At 69.9% G+C, this 15,316-nt stretch carries 8 protein-coding genes; 2 read left to right on the forward strand and 6 right to left on the reverse strand.

Annotation, left to right across the window (positions count from 1 at the left end):
- Positions 1 to 9 precede the first annotated feature (9 nt).
- The 4 genes from LCHO_RS19380 to LCHO_RS19395 form a co-directional block, all read right to left on the reverse strand.
- Positions 10 to 687, reverse strand: a complete 678-nt coding sequence (locus tag LCHO_RS19380) for an SCO family protein (RefSeq protein WP_223210473.1) — start codon at positions 685 to 687, stop codon at positions 10 to 12.
- A gap of 44 nt (positions 688 to 731) precedes the next feature.
- Positions 732 to 1,388, reverse strand: coding sequence for an SCO family protein (locus LCHO_RS19385; RefSeq protein WP_043705921.1), 657 nt, complete (start codon positions 1,386 to 1,388; stop codon positions 732 to 734).
- An 8-nt stretch (positions 1,389 to 1,396) separates the two neighbouring features.
- The gene (locus LCHO_RS19390) at positions 1,397 to 3,379 is read right to left on the reverse strand and encodes a cytochrome D1 domain-containing protein (RefSeq protein WP_012348892.1); all 1,983 of its coding nucleotides are present in this window, start codon (positions 3,377 to 3,379) and stop codon (positions 1,397 to 1,399) included.
- An 89-nt stretch (positions 3,380 to 3,468) separates the two neighbouring features.
- A complete protein-coding gene (locus LCHO_RS19395; protein ID WP_012348893.1) occupies positions 3,469 to 9,519 on the reverse strand; it encodes a cupredoxin domain-containing protein in 6,051 nt (2,016 codons plus the stop codon).
- Positions 9,520 to 10,108: 589 nt separating this feature from the next.
- On the opposite strand from LCHO_RS19395, the gene LCHO_RS19400 reads away from it, so the two are divergent.
- Both LCHO_RS19400 and LCHO_RS19405 read left to right on the forward strand, forming a co-directional pair.
- On the forward strand, positions 10,109 to 11,437 hold the full coding sequence (locus tag LCHO_RS19400; RefSeq protein WP_012348894.1) for an ATP-binding protein: 1,329 nt from the start codon (positions 10,109 to 10,111) through the stop codon (positions 11,435 to 11,437).
- A 9-nt stretch (positions 11,438 to 11,446) separates the two neighbouring features.
- Positions 11,447 to 11,995 carry a response regulator transcription factor gene (locus LCHO_RS19405; protein ID WP_012348895.1) on the forward strand — a complete coding sequence of 183 codons (549 nt, stop codon included), beginning with the start codon at positions 11,447 to 11,449 and terminating at the stop codon, positions 11,993 to 11,995.
- A 24-nt stretch (positions 11,996 to 12,019) separates the two neighbouring features.
- Here the strand turns inward: LCHO_RS19405 and malQ are convergent, their stop codons facing one another.
- Together malQ and trpE are read right to left on the reverse strand one after the other, a co-directional pair.
- The gene (malQ, locus tag LCHO_RS19410) at positions 12,020 to 13,507 is read right to left on the reverse strand and encodes a 4-alpha-glucanotransferase (protein ID WP_012348896.1); all 1,488 of its coding nucleotides are present in this window, start codon (positions 13,505 to 13,507) and stop codon (positions 12,020 to 12,022) included.
- Positions 13,507 to 14,994 carry an anthranilate synthase component I gene (trpE, locus tag LCHO_RS19415; RefSeq protein ID WP_012348897.1) on the reverse strand — a complete coding sequence of 496 codons (1,488 nt, stop codon included), beginning with the start codon at positions 14,992 to 14,994 and terminating at the stop codon, positions 13,507 to 13,509. The genes malQ and trpE overlap by 1 nt, the downstream gene beginning before the upstream one ends.
- Between the last annotated feature and the right edge of the window lie 322 nt (positions 14,995 to 15,316).

Consider the following 15,316-nt stretch of genomic DNA (forward strand, 5'->3'; position numbering starts at 1 on the left):
GTCAGCTCATCACGGCCGGGCCGCGTCGAGCCCGGCGCCGGTGGCCAGCACGCTCAGCCGTTCGGCGATGGCCGCAGGCGGCGCATCGGGGCGGATCTTGCTCCAGCGCTTGGCCGGCACGTTGCCGGCGATCAGCAGCGTCGAGTGGCCCTCGACGGTCTCGGAATACTGACCGAGCTTCTTGAGGATGTGCTCGACGTTCTCCTTGCGCCCGGTGAGAAAGGTCCAGCCCTCGACATCGGCGCCCTGCTTGCGCGCGAACGCCTTGAGCGCCTGCGGCGTGTCGTGCGTCGGGTCGGAGGTCAGCGAGACGAAGAACACCTGCTTGCCGAACAGCTCGGCCGGCAGGTGCTGGCGCACCTCGTTGAGCTTTTGCGTGATCAGCGGGCAGGCGTCCTGGCAGGTGGCGTAGACCACGTTGATCAGCACCGTGCGGCCCTTCAGCACGTCCGAATGGAAACGCACCCGGCGGCCGTCCTGGGTCAGCAGCTCCAGTTCGGTGAAGTAGCTGGCGGCGTCGCGCGGGCCGGCCTTGGCGGCGTTCGCGGCCTTGCCGGCCGGGGTCTCGGTGGCCGCGGGCGCGGCCGTCGAGGCGGGATGTGCCGCATCCGCGTGCGCGGCAGCCGGGCCGCCCGCGTGGATCGCCAGCGCCGCCAGCGCGACGCGCAACAGGTGTTTCGCGGTCATGTCCATCATCGTGTCCCTTTGCGACCGCGACCGGTTGAGGCCGATCAACCCGAGCGGCCCGCCTTGTCGCGCGCGCTGCTCAACTGCTCGACCGCCGTCACCAGCTGCTCGGGCGTCGGGAAGCCGTAGAAGCGCAGCCACCGGCCGCTCCTGGCATCACCCACCAGCGTCAGCGGCGGGTGATCGGCGAAGTTGGCGGTGTAGGCGCCGAAGGCTTTCAGCACCTCGTCGACCTGCGGCTTGGCACCGGTGAGCCAGCGCCAGCCCGGGCCGGCGCCGACGCGCTCGGCGTAGGCCTTCAGGCGTGCCGGCGTGTCGCGCAGCGGGTCGACGCTGACGGTGATCAGGCCGACGTCGCGCCCCAGCCGCGCGCCCAGCCGGCCCTGCACCTGCGCCAGCACCGCCGAGGCCACCGGGCAGACCGTGGTGCAGGTGGTGTACGCGAAGTTGACGATCACGATGCGCTCGCCGATCGCGTCGCTGCGCAGGCGCAGGCTGCGGCCGTCCTGGTCGAGCAGCGCCACGTCGGCCAGCGTGATGCGCGCGCCCTGCGGCACCACGGGCGGCGTGCCGGTCTGGCCGTGCGAGGCGGGGTGATCGTGGTGATCGTGCGCCGCGGCCATCGGCACCAGGCTCAGGCCGCCCGCCAGCACCAGCCAAACGGCCAGCCAGCGCATCGCACGGCTTGTGGGCCTCGTCATCTCCGGCTTCATGACGGCACGCGTTGCGGTTGCGCGGCGATCGGCGCTTGCGGCGCGGACTTGTCGAGTTCGGCGCGCGGTAGCGCCTGCAGCGAATAGAACGGCAGCTGGCCGTAGCCGACCTTCAGCGCCGGCGCACCGAGGTAGACGTACCAGGCGCCGGCCTCGGCCAGCGCCAGCCGGGCCTCGTAGAGCCCGCCGCCGATCTCGACCACCGCCGACTCGCTGCGCCGCCGACCCGGTGCCAGGAAGTGCAGCGCCGCCAGCCCGGCCACGCCGGCCCTGGGCGTGCCGGTGGCGCCATCGGTGACACGAAAACGGATCGCCGCCGTCTCGCCGACCGCGAACTGCCGCTGCGTGGTCTCGAAGGCGATCTGCATCGGCTCGGCGGCACGCGCCAGCTGCGGGTTGACCGCCGCCTCGGCGCTGAAGCAGTGCAGCACCTGCGGCGACTGCAGCATGAAGGCGACGTCGTACTGCCCCGCCACCGGGATGCGCACGCGCCCGGCATAAACGCCCGGCTCGACCTCCTTCAGGCTGCGGTCGACCACCGTCACCGCCCGCGGGCTGGAGCCGTGCACGCGGTAGTTGCTCGACGTCGCGTTCATGCCCTCCATGTAGTAGTAGGTGGTGCCGTCGGCCGGGTTGACGACGAACACCGTGCCCTCGCCGGCCGCGGCCGCCACGCTGTCGGCGATCGCCACGCCGGCGCCCGCACGCGGCGGCTGGTCGCCGGCGGCGAAGGCCTGCACCGTCGCCTGGCGGCCCTGGCCGAGCGTCGACAGGTTGATCATGCTGACGCGCGACGAGTGCATCGCGCGCACGTAGGCGAAGGTCTTGCTGAAGGTGACCTGGAAGGGCTGGCCGGCGATGTCGATGTCCTGCACGTGCTGGTTGCTGGCCACGTCGATCACGTGCACCTGATCTTGCTGCGGGTTGACGGCCAGCGCGTAGCGGCCGTCCGGCGTGATGCGCAGCGGGCCGAGGCCGGGCTGGAGGGCGATGCGCGCCGCGATCTCGAGCGTGCGGCCGTCGATCACCGTGACGCGGCCGTCCTTGCCGTCGGCCACGTAGGCCGAGCCCGACAGCGGCGAATGGGCGATCGACAAGGGCTGCGTGCCGGTGGCCAGCGTCTTGACGATCGCGCGGCTGGCGACGTCGATCACGCTCGCCGTGCCGGCCTGGCGGTTGGTGACGAAGGCGTGCCGGCTGTCGGCCGAAAACGCGATCTCGTGGTGGCCGGCGCCGGTGGCGACGAAGGCGACCGGCTTGCCGGCCTCGGTGTCGATCACGCTGACGCCGCTGTCGGCGCCGTCAGCGTTGTTGCCGACCCAGAGAAAGCGCCCGTCGGGCTGCAGCGCCACCCGCACCGGCGTCTTGCCGGCGCCGATGTTGTCGACGATCTTGAAGGTCTCGGTGTCCATCACCGCCACCTGGCCGGCCTGCGGCATCGAGATGTAGAGCCGGCGCTCGCGGTCGGACGCCACCCAGTCGGCGCCCGGCGACTTGAGCAGCACGCTCGCCAGCGTGCTGGTGGCGCCGGCCATGCTGACGATCGGGTCGACCACCGCCACCGAGGCGTCGTTGTTGAGCAGCACGACGTGGTAGCTGTTGAGGTCGACCATCGGCCGGATGCCGATGGCGCCCTTGAGGTAGAGCGAGACCTTGTCCTTGCAGCTCTTCTGCTCGGCGCCGCGGCCCTGGATGACCTGCGCCATGTCCATCCACGCCCCCGGCGCGACACCGCGGATCGGCTGGCCGCCGGCCTCGTCGGTGAGGCGAAAACGCACGTCGGCGAACTCGCCTTCGGTGACGGCCTCGAGCGCGCCAGCGGGTTTCAGGCTGAAGTCGACCACCAGGCCGCCGCGCACCAGGCGATCCGTCACCGGCCCCTGCGGTGCGGCCGCCTCGGCCGATCGGGCGGGTCCGCTGACGGACATCGCCGCGCCGAGCAGCAGGGCCGCCAGCATCGAATCAAGACGGACTGTCATCGGAAAACTCCCGCGTCGCCAGCCAGGCCCACCGCCGCATGAAGATGCGCCAGGCCCCCCGACCCTGGCGCATCCCATGTCCCCCCTCATCACTTCACCCGCATGATTCCCCACACCCCGGACGCGTTGCCGAACGACGCGGCGTCGCGGTACAGGTAGTCGCCGAGCACGCCGTTGCCACCACCCGCGCTCGGCAGCACGATGTCGAAGTGCGAGTACGGCGTCCAGCTCTCGCGCCCGGCTTCGTGGAAGCCGATCGGGTTGACACCGATCGAGCGCGAGCCGACCGAGGTCATCAGGCAGGCGCCCGTCAGGGTGTTGCGGGCCTCGCCGTTGCACACGTACGGATCGCGCTGCCACAGGTGGCCGTGCATCTGGAAGGTGCTGCCGCGCGTGGTGCCGAACGGGTTGGTGAGCCGCACCCGCGCCGGCTTGCCCGCCGTGGCGCTGAACACCGGCGTGGCCGGATCGCCCGTCACGCCGCCCAGCCCCGGCACGTTCAGGCTGTTGCTGTAGGCCTGGCTGGCGTTCGGGATGGCCGCGTAGGACCCCGCGGTCGCCGCCGGCCCGAAGGGCGCCTGCGGCACGATGCCGAAGCGATACCACATCGGCTCGATGCCGTAGTTCAGCAGCATGCCGGTGGACTCCTGCGAGTCTTCCGGGATGCCCACGCCCTCGCCGTTGATGTGCTCGACCGGGCTGCCGTCCTTGTAGTAGTGCGTGTTGCCCTTGGTCAGCACCAGCGAGAAGTCGCGGAAGGCATTGGCCGAGGTGATGCGGCAGTTGTTGCCACCGGCCGGGCAGACGGTCGCCTGGGCCCGGGTCAGCCGCGTGCCGATGCCATCCTGGTGGTCGAACACCTGCGTGTCCTCGACCCAGGTGGCCGCCGACGGCTCGATCACCATCGCGCCGACCAGCGACTTGGCGCCCTGCTTCACCTTGTCCGCCGGCGTCAGGTTGACACCGCCGAACTCGACCGCCGTCGGCACCACGGTGACGAGGTCGATCAGCTGGTTGAGCGGGTTGAACGACACCGCACCCAGGCCGAGGTCGCCGGCATACCACTGGTAGGTGCGGCTGCCGCCGGGGGCGACCGTCTGCACCGGGTTGGCGCCGACGTTGCTGCCGTCGTTGCGCGTGACGTCGTATTCGACCAGCTGCGGATGGAGGCCGACCTTGCTCGACGGGCGGATCAGGTTGTTGTTGAAGGTGGTCGATCCCTCCGCGCCCATGCGGTCGCGCTTGACCACCCCGATCAGGGCCGAATAGGTGGCCAGGTCGGGCACCAGCGCGGGCAGGCGGTTGCGCAAGGTCACGTTGAGGCACTCGCCGGCGCGCGCGCGCAGCACCACCGGCTCCACCGGCGCCGTGGCCAGCAGCTTGCCGTTGGCATCGAGGTCGGCGGTGCGCACGTACAGGATCGCGGTCGGGTCATGGATCGGGCCCTGGTGGGAAACCGTCAAGGTCGCGCCGGTTTCGTCGTCGACGGTCGTGCCCGCCACGCTGGCGTTGCGGTGGTTGTAGACCAGCGTGCCACCGCCGGGGTTGAGCGCGGCGCCGACATGCTGGGTCGCGACCAGGCCGGCCGGCGCGAGATTGACGCCCAGGCTGTTGAGCAGTGCATCGTTGGCCAGCACCGCCGTCAGGTCGTAGTTGCGACGCGGTGCGGTGCGCGGGCAGACGCCGATCAGCCCGCCGCCCTGCTGGGGCCGCTCGGCGGCCAGCAGCGTGAAGTTCAGCAGATTCGCGGCGATCTGCGGCTTCTTGCCCGGCAGCTGGAACAGGTTGGCCTGCGGCAGCGTGTAGTTGCGCATCAGGCCCCACATGCCGCTCCACCAGCCGTCGTTGCCGGCGTCCACCGACCAGGCGTAGTCGGCCCGGCCGAGCAGGTTGCCGAGGTCGGCCATCACCGGTGCGCTCAGCGTGAACTGCTCGGAGATGCCCGCCGCCTGGGCGTTGCGCCAGCCGGAGTTCTGCGCCCGGCCATGGCCGGAGCCGGCGTTGAGCCACTTCATGCCGTGGATGGTGGCGTTGTGTTCCTCCTCGTGGCCACCGGCCTGGATCTTCACCCGCACCAGGTCGGCCGAGTAGGTCCGCATCATCGGCGTGAACGGGTCGCCGGCCGCCACCCCGCCGCGGTTGATCGGCGGCGGGAAACGGGTGCCGTTGATGACCGTGGCCGCGTTCGGCTGCACGTTCATGTTGGACAGGGCGCGGTCGGTGCGCGACTGCAGGGCGTGCGCCAGGTCACCCTTGTCGCCGTCGGCCTGCATGCCCGGCTTGCCGTCCGGCCCGACCTTGGCGGGGTCGTAGATGCGCAGGCCGACGGGCTCGTTGCGGTAGTTCACCACCAGCATGCCGGGGTCGGCCACGCTGATCGCCTGCGGGCAGGGCCGGCTCGGGCAGAACACCGAGTTCGCGAGCTCCACCACCAGGTCCGGGAAGACCGGGGCGATCTGCTCGCGCGCCGGCGGGTTGATGGCGAAGCGGAAGGCCTCGTCCACCTGACCGCCCAGGGATGCGAAGGCCGGATTGCCGGCATTGAAGGCCACCGCGGACTCGCCCGCACCGGTTCCGTTCAACGGCAGGCCCTGCGGGTCGGCACCGACGTAGACGCCGGCCTCGTAGGCATGCTGGAAGTCGCTGAACTCCAGATAGAACTCGCGGAACGGCTTCTGGCACTGCACGCCGTTGACCTGGGTGGCGCTGGTGCAGAGCCCGGCCTTCACGGTGTTGCCCGCGTAGACGCCGGTCTGGGCCTGCGGCAGGATCGCCGCCTGCCAGCTGGTCGGGCCGCCGTCGCTGAAGACGGTGCCGTCGAGCCGCGTGTCGGTGCGGGCCGGCGCGCCCGTGACCGGGTCGTGACCCAGCTGCTGGCCGGACTCGTTGTGAGCCCAGCGCGAGCCCGCCGGCTCGGCCAGCACGGTCGCGTACAGGCCGATCTGCTGGTGCGTGGACGGGCCGTAGTGGTCGTGCGTGAAGATGATGCCCAGCCCGCGGTCGACGCCCTCGGTGTTGACGACCGGGTCGGTGAACCAGCGCTGGGTCGTCGTGCGCGCACCCCTCCACTGCTCCGGGAAGGCGCCGCCCAGGTTGGCCGCGACCTTGCCCCAGTACGGGTGATCCTTGGCGACCAGCCGCGCGCCGGTGCCCGTGCCGGGCAGCACGCCGCCCTTGCACTCGTCGGCATGGCCGTTGAAGCAGTTGATGGCGTGGATGCGCTCGCGGATGGTGGTCGGGCTCATCGTGCCGTCTTCGTAGTTCCAGCCGTTGGCCGCGCCGTCGGTGGTGGTGAGATCCCACTTCGGCAGGTGGATGTGCTGGCCGATGATGTCGGTCGGCGTGCGCACCTGGTAGTCGTCGATCTCGTAGTAGCCCGGCACCAGGTTGCTGTGGTGGTAGACCGCGCAGTCGAAGGTGTTCAGGCGCATCACCAGCGGTTCGGGCGCCTGGGTCTTGGCGATCACCCCCTGCACGTCCTGCCACAGCGCGGTGATGCGCTGCTGCGGGTAGTGGTAGCCGGCCTTGTTGAAGACGGCATCGAACTGCAGGTTGGTGCCCTTGTAGACACGCGGCGAGACGGAGTTGAAGACGCTCGCGCCGCGGGTGTTCAGCGCGGCCTGGGTGGCCGTCGCCAGCTCACCCGAGTAGAAGCGGCCGAGCACGCCGGGATTGAGCACGGTGCCGGCATCGTCGATGCACGGGTTGTGATAGGGCGCGCCGATCACCGGCTTGGACCCGTTGAGGATGAAACCGCCCACCGGCCCCTTGACCGGGTCGGCCACGCAACTGGCCGGGCTGCCGTCCGGCCTGGAGGTCGAGACGCAGCGCTGGGCGTGGAAGGCCATCGCCACCTTCTCGAGGTCGGTGCCCGACTCGGGGTAGTAGGCGACGTTCGACTTGAGGACCTCCTTCGAGAAATCGAGCCGGCTGGTCACCGTGTGGGCGACGCCCCCGGCGGCCAGGCCCTTGAGGGCGTGGCGCGGCAGTCCGCCGTCGAAGCCGTCGGCCTGCTCGGGCACGATCTCGGACCACAAGGGATCGCCCGAGGCCTTCAAGGCCGTCGCCTCGTCCTTGGTGATCATGTCGAGCAGCGGCGTGGGTGGGCGCTGGCCGACCACGTCCTCCATGCCGGCGATCCAGAACGGGTAGCCGGGGTTGACGTCGCGATCGATCACCTGCGTGAGCGAGCCCACCGGCTTGGCCGGGTTGGCGGCGGCCATGTCCGGATTGACCTTGGTCGTGACCCGACCCGGCATCACCGGCATCGGCTTGCCGGGCAGCGGCACCAGCGCCGGAATCGGCGTGCCGGCGACGATCTCGCTGTCGGGATAGGCGCGCGAACCGGCCTTGGGCTTGCCCGCGGCAAGGCCCCACAGGGTGTCGTGATAGCCGGTGCCGGAAGCGAACCCCTGGCCGTCGTAGCTGGCCGGCGTGGCCTCCAGGATGGTGCCGGGCTCGAAGGTGTCGTGGTGGCGCCAGTGCGCCCACATGCCCTGCGCGAAGTGCGGGTAGAAGTGGCAGTGGTAGATCGAGTCGCCCGCGCTCTTGTTGCGGTTGCCCGAGCCGCCGAAGTTGATCTCGTAGGTGTAGCCGATGCCCGGACCGATGCCCTGGGCGTCGAGGTAGTTGGAGTTGTCGTCGTTCGGGTTGTAGAGCCACTGGTGGTTGTGCAGGTGGAAGACGTGCTGTTCCTTGCCGATGTGCGAGTTGCGGAACTTGACGAAATCGCCGGTGTAGCTGTGGTGCACGTTCGACGGGTCTTCCGCGCCGATCACGTAGTTGGCCTTCGGCCCCTGCGTGCCCGGGGGCGGGGTCTGGCCCGGCAACAGGGCTTCCAGGCCGAGGTTGGCCGGCACGTCCACCGTCAGCGCCGGGTCCCCAACCGTGAAGGAGGTCAGGAAGAACTCCTCGTAGGCGCAATCCAGGCAGTCGTGCATCGGGCCGACGCCCAGGCGGTTGGCGATGATCTCGGAGCCGATGCCGCCGGAGCCGTAATTGATCATGAAGGCGTCCTTGACGCCCGCCAGCACGTAGCGGAACACCGGATCGGTCTTGTAGAAGCCCGGGAAGGCCTGGCCGTTGCTGGTTTCGTCGTGATAGATCGAGGCGAAATCGCGGAACGGTTCGAGGCGATTGGGCACCGTCGGGTTGCGCTTGCCGACGCGCTCGAGCGGATAGGTGCCGGCCGGGAAGCTGCCGTCGGCGTTCGGCCCGGCCACCACCGCGTTGATCTCGGAATGCACGATCTCGCAGGAGGTCGCACTCGCGCACTTCATCATGTTGAGGATCGGCAGCCCGGCCTTGCCCTCGGCCAGCCAGACGCCGTCACTCGGGTAGACGGCCTCGTAGCCGACGATCTTCGGCTGGCCGGTGGCGGTCTTCTCGGCGGCTTCGAGCACGCCGTTGCGGTTGACGTCGGCCACCAGCCGCAGCTCTTCTTCGTGCACCTGGCTGCGGTAGATCTTCGCGCCGGCCGGCTCGACGATCACCTGACCGAACAGGCCGTTGGACGCGTTGCCCTGGTTCGCATCGGAGCCGAAGGAGGCGCCGCCGGTGACGTTGAACACGCCCTCCTTCTCGGCATACAGGCGGTAGGTGCGGGTGCCGCCGCCCGCCGGGGCATGGCCGTCGGTGGCATTGGCGCCGACCCAGCTGCCGTCGCTGGCGATGCTGTCGACCACCTGCAGGCCCGAGGCATGGAAGCTCACCGCGCGGTCCTGGATCTGCTCGTCGATCAGCACGTCGAAGACCTGACCGGCCGGCGTCACGTGGTTGGGCGGAATGTGCCGCGGGTTGGGCGCCGCGGTCAGCAGGTTGGTGAGTTTGACGGTCAGGCAGTCGCCCTGGCGCACCCGCAGCACCAGCGGGCGGTGCCGCTTGTCCGGGCGCAGATCGAGCTGGCCCGGCGTGGCCGCGCCGCCCTGCGTGAGCGGCAACTGGCTGGAGGCATGGATGACGTCGCGCTCGAGCGCGAACATCATGCCGTTGACGTTGCCCGCGCCGAGCCGGTTGTACATCAGCGGCTTGTCGAACGCGACCACGTTGGCGGTGACGGTGCGCGCGCAGGTGATCGCCGCCTGGGCCGGGCCTGCGGCCAGGCCGCCCCAGGCGGCCACGGCCCAGACGGCCCCCGCCATGACAAGGCGGGTCGAAACCCGCGGACTGTTGCGCAGCGCGCACCGGTGGCCGTCTGTCTGACTCATGGCGTTCCCCCGCATGAGTGGAATCCGCATCACGTCGGCCACCGGGAGGTTCAGGGATTCTGCTGCCCTGCCGTCCTTCGCTGCCAAGGTGGTCTCCGGCGCAGCCGCGACAGCCCGATCACGACCGGCGGCACGGCATCGTGCGCCGGATGGACTGCAAGCCGACCTTGCTTAACTGCATGCTAAGGAAGCCGCTCTAAATTGGAAATGCGACATATCGTCACAGGCAGGCGCCCCTCCGGGGCCGGCCAAGGCGAGCAGATCGCCTTGTCTGCGAGCAAACCCGGCCCTCGCGACAGCAGCGCGTTCCTGCGCGCGCGCGCGGCGCCCTGAAGCCGGACTGAACGGGTCGCGACCTGATCCGCGTCAATGTGCGCGTGCGGACCGTTGCCCATACTCCAAGTTGCGCGGTATCAAGTTGCCTTGACCGCGGCCATGACGGCTTCGTCGTGAATGCCGGCGCGGACCTCGCCGGCGGGCAGGGCAACAACACTCGGTGCCGCTCGCGGCCGGAGACGACGCCTTGCTTCCCGCATCCTCTCTCGCGCCGGTCTGGCTCGACGGCGAAGCCGCCGGCGATGCCCTCAGCCCCGGCCCGGGCACCACGCTGCAGGGCCTGCGCATGCTGGCGATCCTGCGCACGGTCGCGCCGATCGCGCAGGCGCTGACCCTGGTGCTGGTCGCGCATCGCTATCAGGTGCGGGTGCCGGTGAACGCGGTGACGGCGCTGATCGCGCTCGAGGCGTTGGTGGCCGCTGCCACCTGGTGGCGCCTGCGCCGGGCCGCCCCGGTGAGTCCGCGCGAGCTGTTCGCCCAGGTGCACGTCGACATCGTGCTGTTCGCGCTGCTGCTGTACCTGACGGGCGGGGCGTCGAACCCGTTTGCACCGCTGTTCCTGCTGCCGATGGCGATCGCCACCTCGGCGATGTCGTCCAACCGGGTCTGGCTGGTCACGCTGTCGACGATGGCCGCCTACGCCGCCCTGCGCTACTGGCATGTGCCGCTGCATCACCCGGACGGACTGACCGAGGTGTATGCGCTGCACGAGGACGGCATGGTGGTGAACTACCTGTTCACCGCCGCGTTGGCGGCCTTTTTCGGCACCCGCATGTGCGCGGCCACGCGCCGCCACGACCGCATGCTGGGCGATGCCCGCGACGCCCAGATGCGCAACGAATCGGTGGTGGCGATCGGCGCGCTGGCGGCCGGCTACGCGCACGAACTCAGCTCGCCGCTGGCGACGATGGCGGTGGTGGTCTCCGAGCTGAAACGCGAACACCGCGACGACCCCGACCTGCAGCACAACCTCGACGTCATCGAGCAGCAGATCGGCGCCAGCAAGCAGATCATTTCCAAGCTCGCCAGCACCGCCGGCCAGCGCCGCGCCGAGACCGCCAGCGGGGCGCGGCTGGACCAGTTCATCGCGGCGATCGTCGAGCGGGCGCAGGCGCTGCATCCGGGCGCGTCGATCGGCCTGAAGCTCGACACGGCGTCCGTGGCGCCGCAGGTGATCGTCGAAGAGACCCTCAGGCAGGCGATCACCAACCTGATCGACAACGCGGTGCAGGCCTCGCCGCACTACGTCGTGGTGCGGGCGGACTGGTCGCAAGGCGAACTGCTGGTCGAGGTCCGCGACCGCGGGCCCGGCTTCAGCACCGAGGCCCTCGGCCGGCTGGGCAAGCAGGCCGGCACCACCAAGGCCGAACACGGCGGGCTGGGCGTCGGCCTGCTGCTGAGCGCCGCCACCCTCGAGCGCCTGCACGGGCGGCTCGAGTTCGCCAACGATCCTCAAGGCGGGGCCTGCGCGCGGGTGCGTGTGCCGCTGTCGTCGATCCGGATCAACAAGCAGTGAGAGCCGACCATGCACGCGCCATCCGTTGAACACCCCAACCTGCTGCTGGCCGACGACGATCCGGTGTTCTGCCAGGTGCTGTCGCGGGCGCTGACCGCACGCGGCTACGTCGTCGACATGGCCCACGACGGTGCGTCGTCGCTGCGCCTGATCGACGACCTGAACCCCGAATACGCGATCGTCGACCTGCGCCTGCCCGACATGTCCGGGCTGCGGCTGGTCGAGCGGCTCAAGGCGGTCGACGACAACACCAAGATCATCGTGCTGACCGGCTTCGGCAGCATCGCCACCGCGATCGAGGCCATCAAGCGCGGCGCCACCCACTACCTGACCAAGCCGACCAGCGTCGACGACATCGTGGCCGCGTTCGACCACAAGCTGCAGCCGATCGACGCGACGCCGGCCGACAAGCCGCTGTCGGTCGACCGCATCGAGTGGGAGCACATCCAGCGCGTGCTGACCGATTGCGACGGCAACATCTCGGCCACCGCGCGCGCGCTGCGCATGCACCGGCGCACGCTGCAGCGCAAGCTGAGCAAACACCCGCCGGCGCACTGACCGGGCCGGGCTGAAACGCGGGATTCAGCGCCGGTACAGCGTGCACAGCGCGCGCAGCCGCTGCGCGGGCAGCGGCCCGACATCACCCCAGCCAAAGCGCCACGACCAGTTGCCCTCGGCCTTGCCGGGGTAGTTCATGCGGTGTTCGGTGGGCAGGCCCAGCACGTCCTGCATCGGCACGATCACCGTGTCGGCGACGCTGGCGCAGGCGGCGCGGATCAGGTCCCAGTGGATGTCGCGGCCGTCGATGGCGAGGTATTCGCGCACGTGGTGGCGCACGTGTTCGGGCAGCGTGTGCCACCAGCCGGGCGTGGTGTCGTTGTCGTGCGTGCCGGTGTAGACGGCGGTGTCGTGCTCGTGGTTGTGCGGCAGGTAGGCGTGCGCGTTGCCCTCGCCGAAGGCGAACTGCAGGATGCGCATGCCGGGCAAGGCGAAGTCACGGCGCAGCGCGTCGACCTCGGGCGTGATGACGCCCAGGTCCTCGGCAATGATGCGCAGCTCGCCCAGCGCCGCGGTCACCGCCTCGAACAGCGCCGCGCCCGGCCCCGGCTCCCAGTGGCCGTTCATCGCATGGGTGTCGGTGGCCGGGATCGACCAGTACGCCACGAAGCCGCGGAAGTGGTCGATGCGCACGATGTCGACCAGCTCGAAGGTGCGGCGGATGCGCTCGGTCCACCACGCGTAACCCTCGTCCGCATGGGCCTGCCAGCGGTACAGCGGGTTGCCCCAGTGCTGGCCGGTGGCGCTGAACGAATCGGGCGGCGCACCGGCCACCGCGAGCAGCCGGCCGTGGTCATCGAGCTCGAACAGCTCGGGCCGCGCCCACACGTCGGCGCTCTGCTGGGCGATGAAGATCGGGATGTCGCCGACCATCTGCACGCCGCGTTCGTGCGCGTAGGTGCGCAGGTGCGCCCACTGGCGGAAGAAGCACCACTGGCAGAACTTCCAGAACTGGATGCGCTCGGCGTGCTGCGCGGCGATCTGCGCCAGCGCCGCCGGCTCGCGCCTGGCGAGCGGCTGCGGCCAGTCGCACCAGAAGGCGCCGTGATGCAGCTCGTCGAGGGTCATGAACAGCGCGTAGTCGTCGAGCCACGAGGCATGTTCGGCGCAGAAGCGGCTGAAGCCGGCCCAGTCGGATTCGCTGCCCTGCGCGTCGAAACGCCGCGCCGCGCGCGCCAGCCGCTCCATGCGGAACGGCGCCACGGCGGGGAAGTTCACCGCGTGCGCCCACAGGCCGTCGGCCGGTTGCAGGTCGGCGTCGTCGAGCCAGCCGTGCTGGCGCAGCTCGGTCAGGTCGATCAGCAGCACGTTGCCGGCGAACGCCGAGGTGCTCATGTACGGCGAGTTGCCCGGCCCGAGCCCGCCCAGCGGCAGGAACTGCCAGAGCTTCTGCCCGGCCACTGCCAGCCAGTCGACGAAGTGATAGGCCGACGGCCCGAAGTCGCCAGAGCCGTGCGGCCCCGGCAAGGACGTGGGATGCAGCAGGACGCCGCTGGCTCGGGGCAGACGCATCAGAAACCTTCCTCGACCAGTTCAGCCGCGCGGATCACGGCGCGCATCTTCACTTCGGTTTCCTTCCACTCCATCTCGGGCACCGAGTCGGCGACCACGCCGGCGCCGGCCTGCACGTAGAGCGTCTGGTCCTTGACGATGCCGGTGCGGATGGCGATCGCCACGTCCATGTCGCCGGCAAAACTCAGGTAGCCGACCGCGCCGCCGTAGATGCCGCGCTCGCTGATCTCGAGCTGGTCGATGATCTCCATCGCGTGGATCTTCGGCGCCCCTGACAAGGTGCCGGCGGGGAAGCTGGCGCGCAGCACGTCGAGGCTGCTCATGCCGTCTTTGAGCACACCCTCGACGTTGCTGACGATGTGCATCACGTGCGAATAACGTTCGATGCCGAAGGCCTCGGTCACCTTGACGGTGCCGGTGTTGGCGATGCGGCCGATGTCGTTGCGCGCCAGGTCGATCAGCATCAGGTGCTCGGCGCGCTCCTTCGGGTCGGCCAGCAGGTCGACCTCGTTCTGCGCGTCCATCTCGGGCGTGGCGCCGCGCGGGCGGGTGCCGGCGATCGGGCGGATGGTCACGATCTTCTCGGTCTTGCCGTTGGCGCTGCGCGCCTCCTGGCGCACCAGGATCTCGGGCGACGAGCCGACGATCTGGAACTCGCCCATGTCGTAGTAGTACATGTACGGGCTCGGATTGAGCGAGCGCAGCGCGCGGTACAGCGACAGCGGGTTCTCGGTGTAGCGCTTCTTGAGGCGCTGGCCGATCACGATCTGCATGCAGTCGCCGGCGGCGATGTACTCCTTGGCCTTGAGCACCGCGGCCTCGAACTCGGCCTTCGGATATTCGCGCTCGACCGGGTACGACGGCCCGCGCTTGACCTGCGGCGCGGTGACGCTGTAGCGCAGCTGGTCGCTCAGCTCGGACAGGCGTTTCTGCGCGCTGAAATAGGCCTCGCTCTGGCGCGGGTCGGCGTAGACGATCAGGTACAGCCGCCCCGACAGGTTGTCGATCACCGCCAGCTCCTCGGTCTGCAGCAGCAGGATCTCGGGCGTGCCGATGCCGCCGGGCAGGCGCGTGTCGGCGAGCTTCTTCTCGATGTAGCGCACCGTGTCGTAGCCGAAGTAGCCGGCCAGCCCGCCGCAGAAACGCGGCAGGCCGGGCCGCAGCGCGACCTTGAAGCGATTCTGGTAGGCCTCGATGAAATCGAGCGGATTGCCCTCGTGGCGCTCGACCACCTGGCCGTCGGTGACGACCTCGGTCACGCCCAGCGTGCAACGCAGCAGCGTGCGCGCGGGCAGGCCGATGAACGAGTAGCGCCCGAAACGCTCGCCGCCCACCACCGACTCCAGCAGGAAGCTGCGCGGCTTGCCGCCGGCGAGCTTGAGGTAGAGCGACAGCGGGGTTTCGAGATCCGCAAACGCCTCGCTGACCAGCGGGATGCGGTTGTAGCCTTCGGCGGCCAGGCTCTTGAATTCGAGTTCGGTGATCACGGTAGTGCGCTCCAGGAGCCCACCGGCATGTTCGCGTGTCGACGTCGTCGATTCAGATGCACGCAAGCGCAGCGGGCCCGGTTGATCGATGCGGTGTGACCGGCGCGGCCAAAGCCAGAAGAAACCAGCGGCGGCAGACATCGGCAAATCGTCAGCTGCATCCAGCACCCAGGCGGGTGCAGCTGCCAGGCAAGACGGTCAGCGACGCCAGGGCCAGGCTCCCCGGTCGTGCGACCCGGTCACCCGTGTGTTGCTGCGTTTGCGCGGTACGAACATGATGCGGCGCAGTGTATCAGCGGGGTCCGCGGCGACGGGGCGCTTC

It is taken from the genome of Leptothrix cholodnii SP-6 (assembly GCF_000019785.1).
In the GTDB taxonomy this organism is placed as follows: Bacteria; Pseudomonadota; Gammaproteobacteria; order Burkholderiales; family Burkholderiaceae_C; genus Sphaerotilus; species Sphaerotilus cholodnii.

What these genes read in the sequence shown, in the direction of transcription:
- LCHO_RS19380 (WP_223210473.1), bottom strand. Translation starts at nt 687, where the DNA reads ATGACCGCGAAACACCTGTTGCGCGTCGCGCTGGCGGCGCTGGCGATC.
- LCHO_RS19385 (WP_043705921.1), bottom strand. Translation starts at nt 1,388, where the DNA reads ATGACGAGGCCCACAAGCCGTGCGATGCGCTGGCTGGCCGTTTGGCTG.
- LCHO_RS19390 (WP_012348892.1), bottom strand. Translation starts at nt 3,379, where the DNA reads ATGACAGTCCGTCTTGATTCGATGCTGGCGGCCCTGCTGCTCGGCGCG.
- LCHO_RS19395 (WP_012348893.1), bottom strand. Translation starts at nt 9,519, where the DNA reads ATGGCGGGGGCCGTCTGGGCCGTGGCCGCCTGGGGCGGCCTGGCCGCA.
- LCHO_RS19405 (WP_012348895.1), top strand. Translation starts at nt 11,447, where the DNA reads ATGCACGCGCCATCCGTTGAACACCCCAACCTGCTGCTGGCCGACGAC.
- malQ (WP_012348896.1), bottom strand. Translation starts at nt 13,507, where the DNA reads ATGCGTCTGCCCCGAGCCAGCGGCGTCCTGCTGCATCCCACGTCCTTG.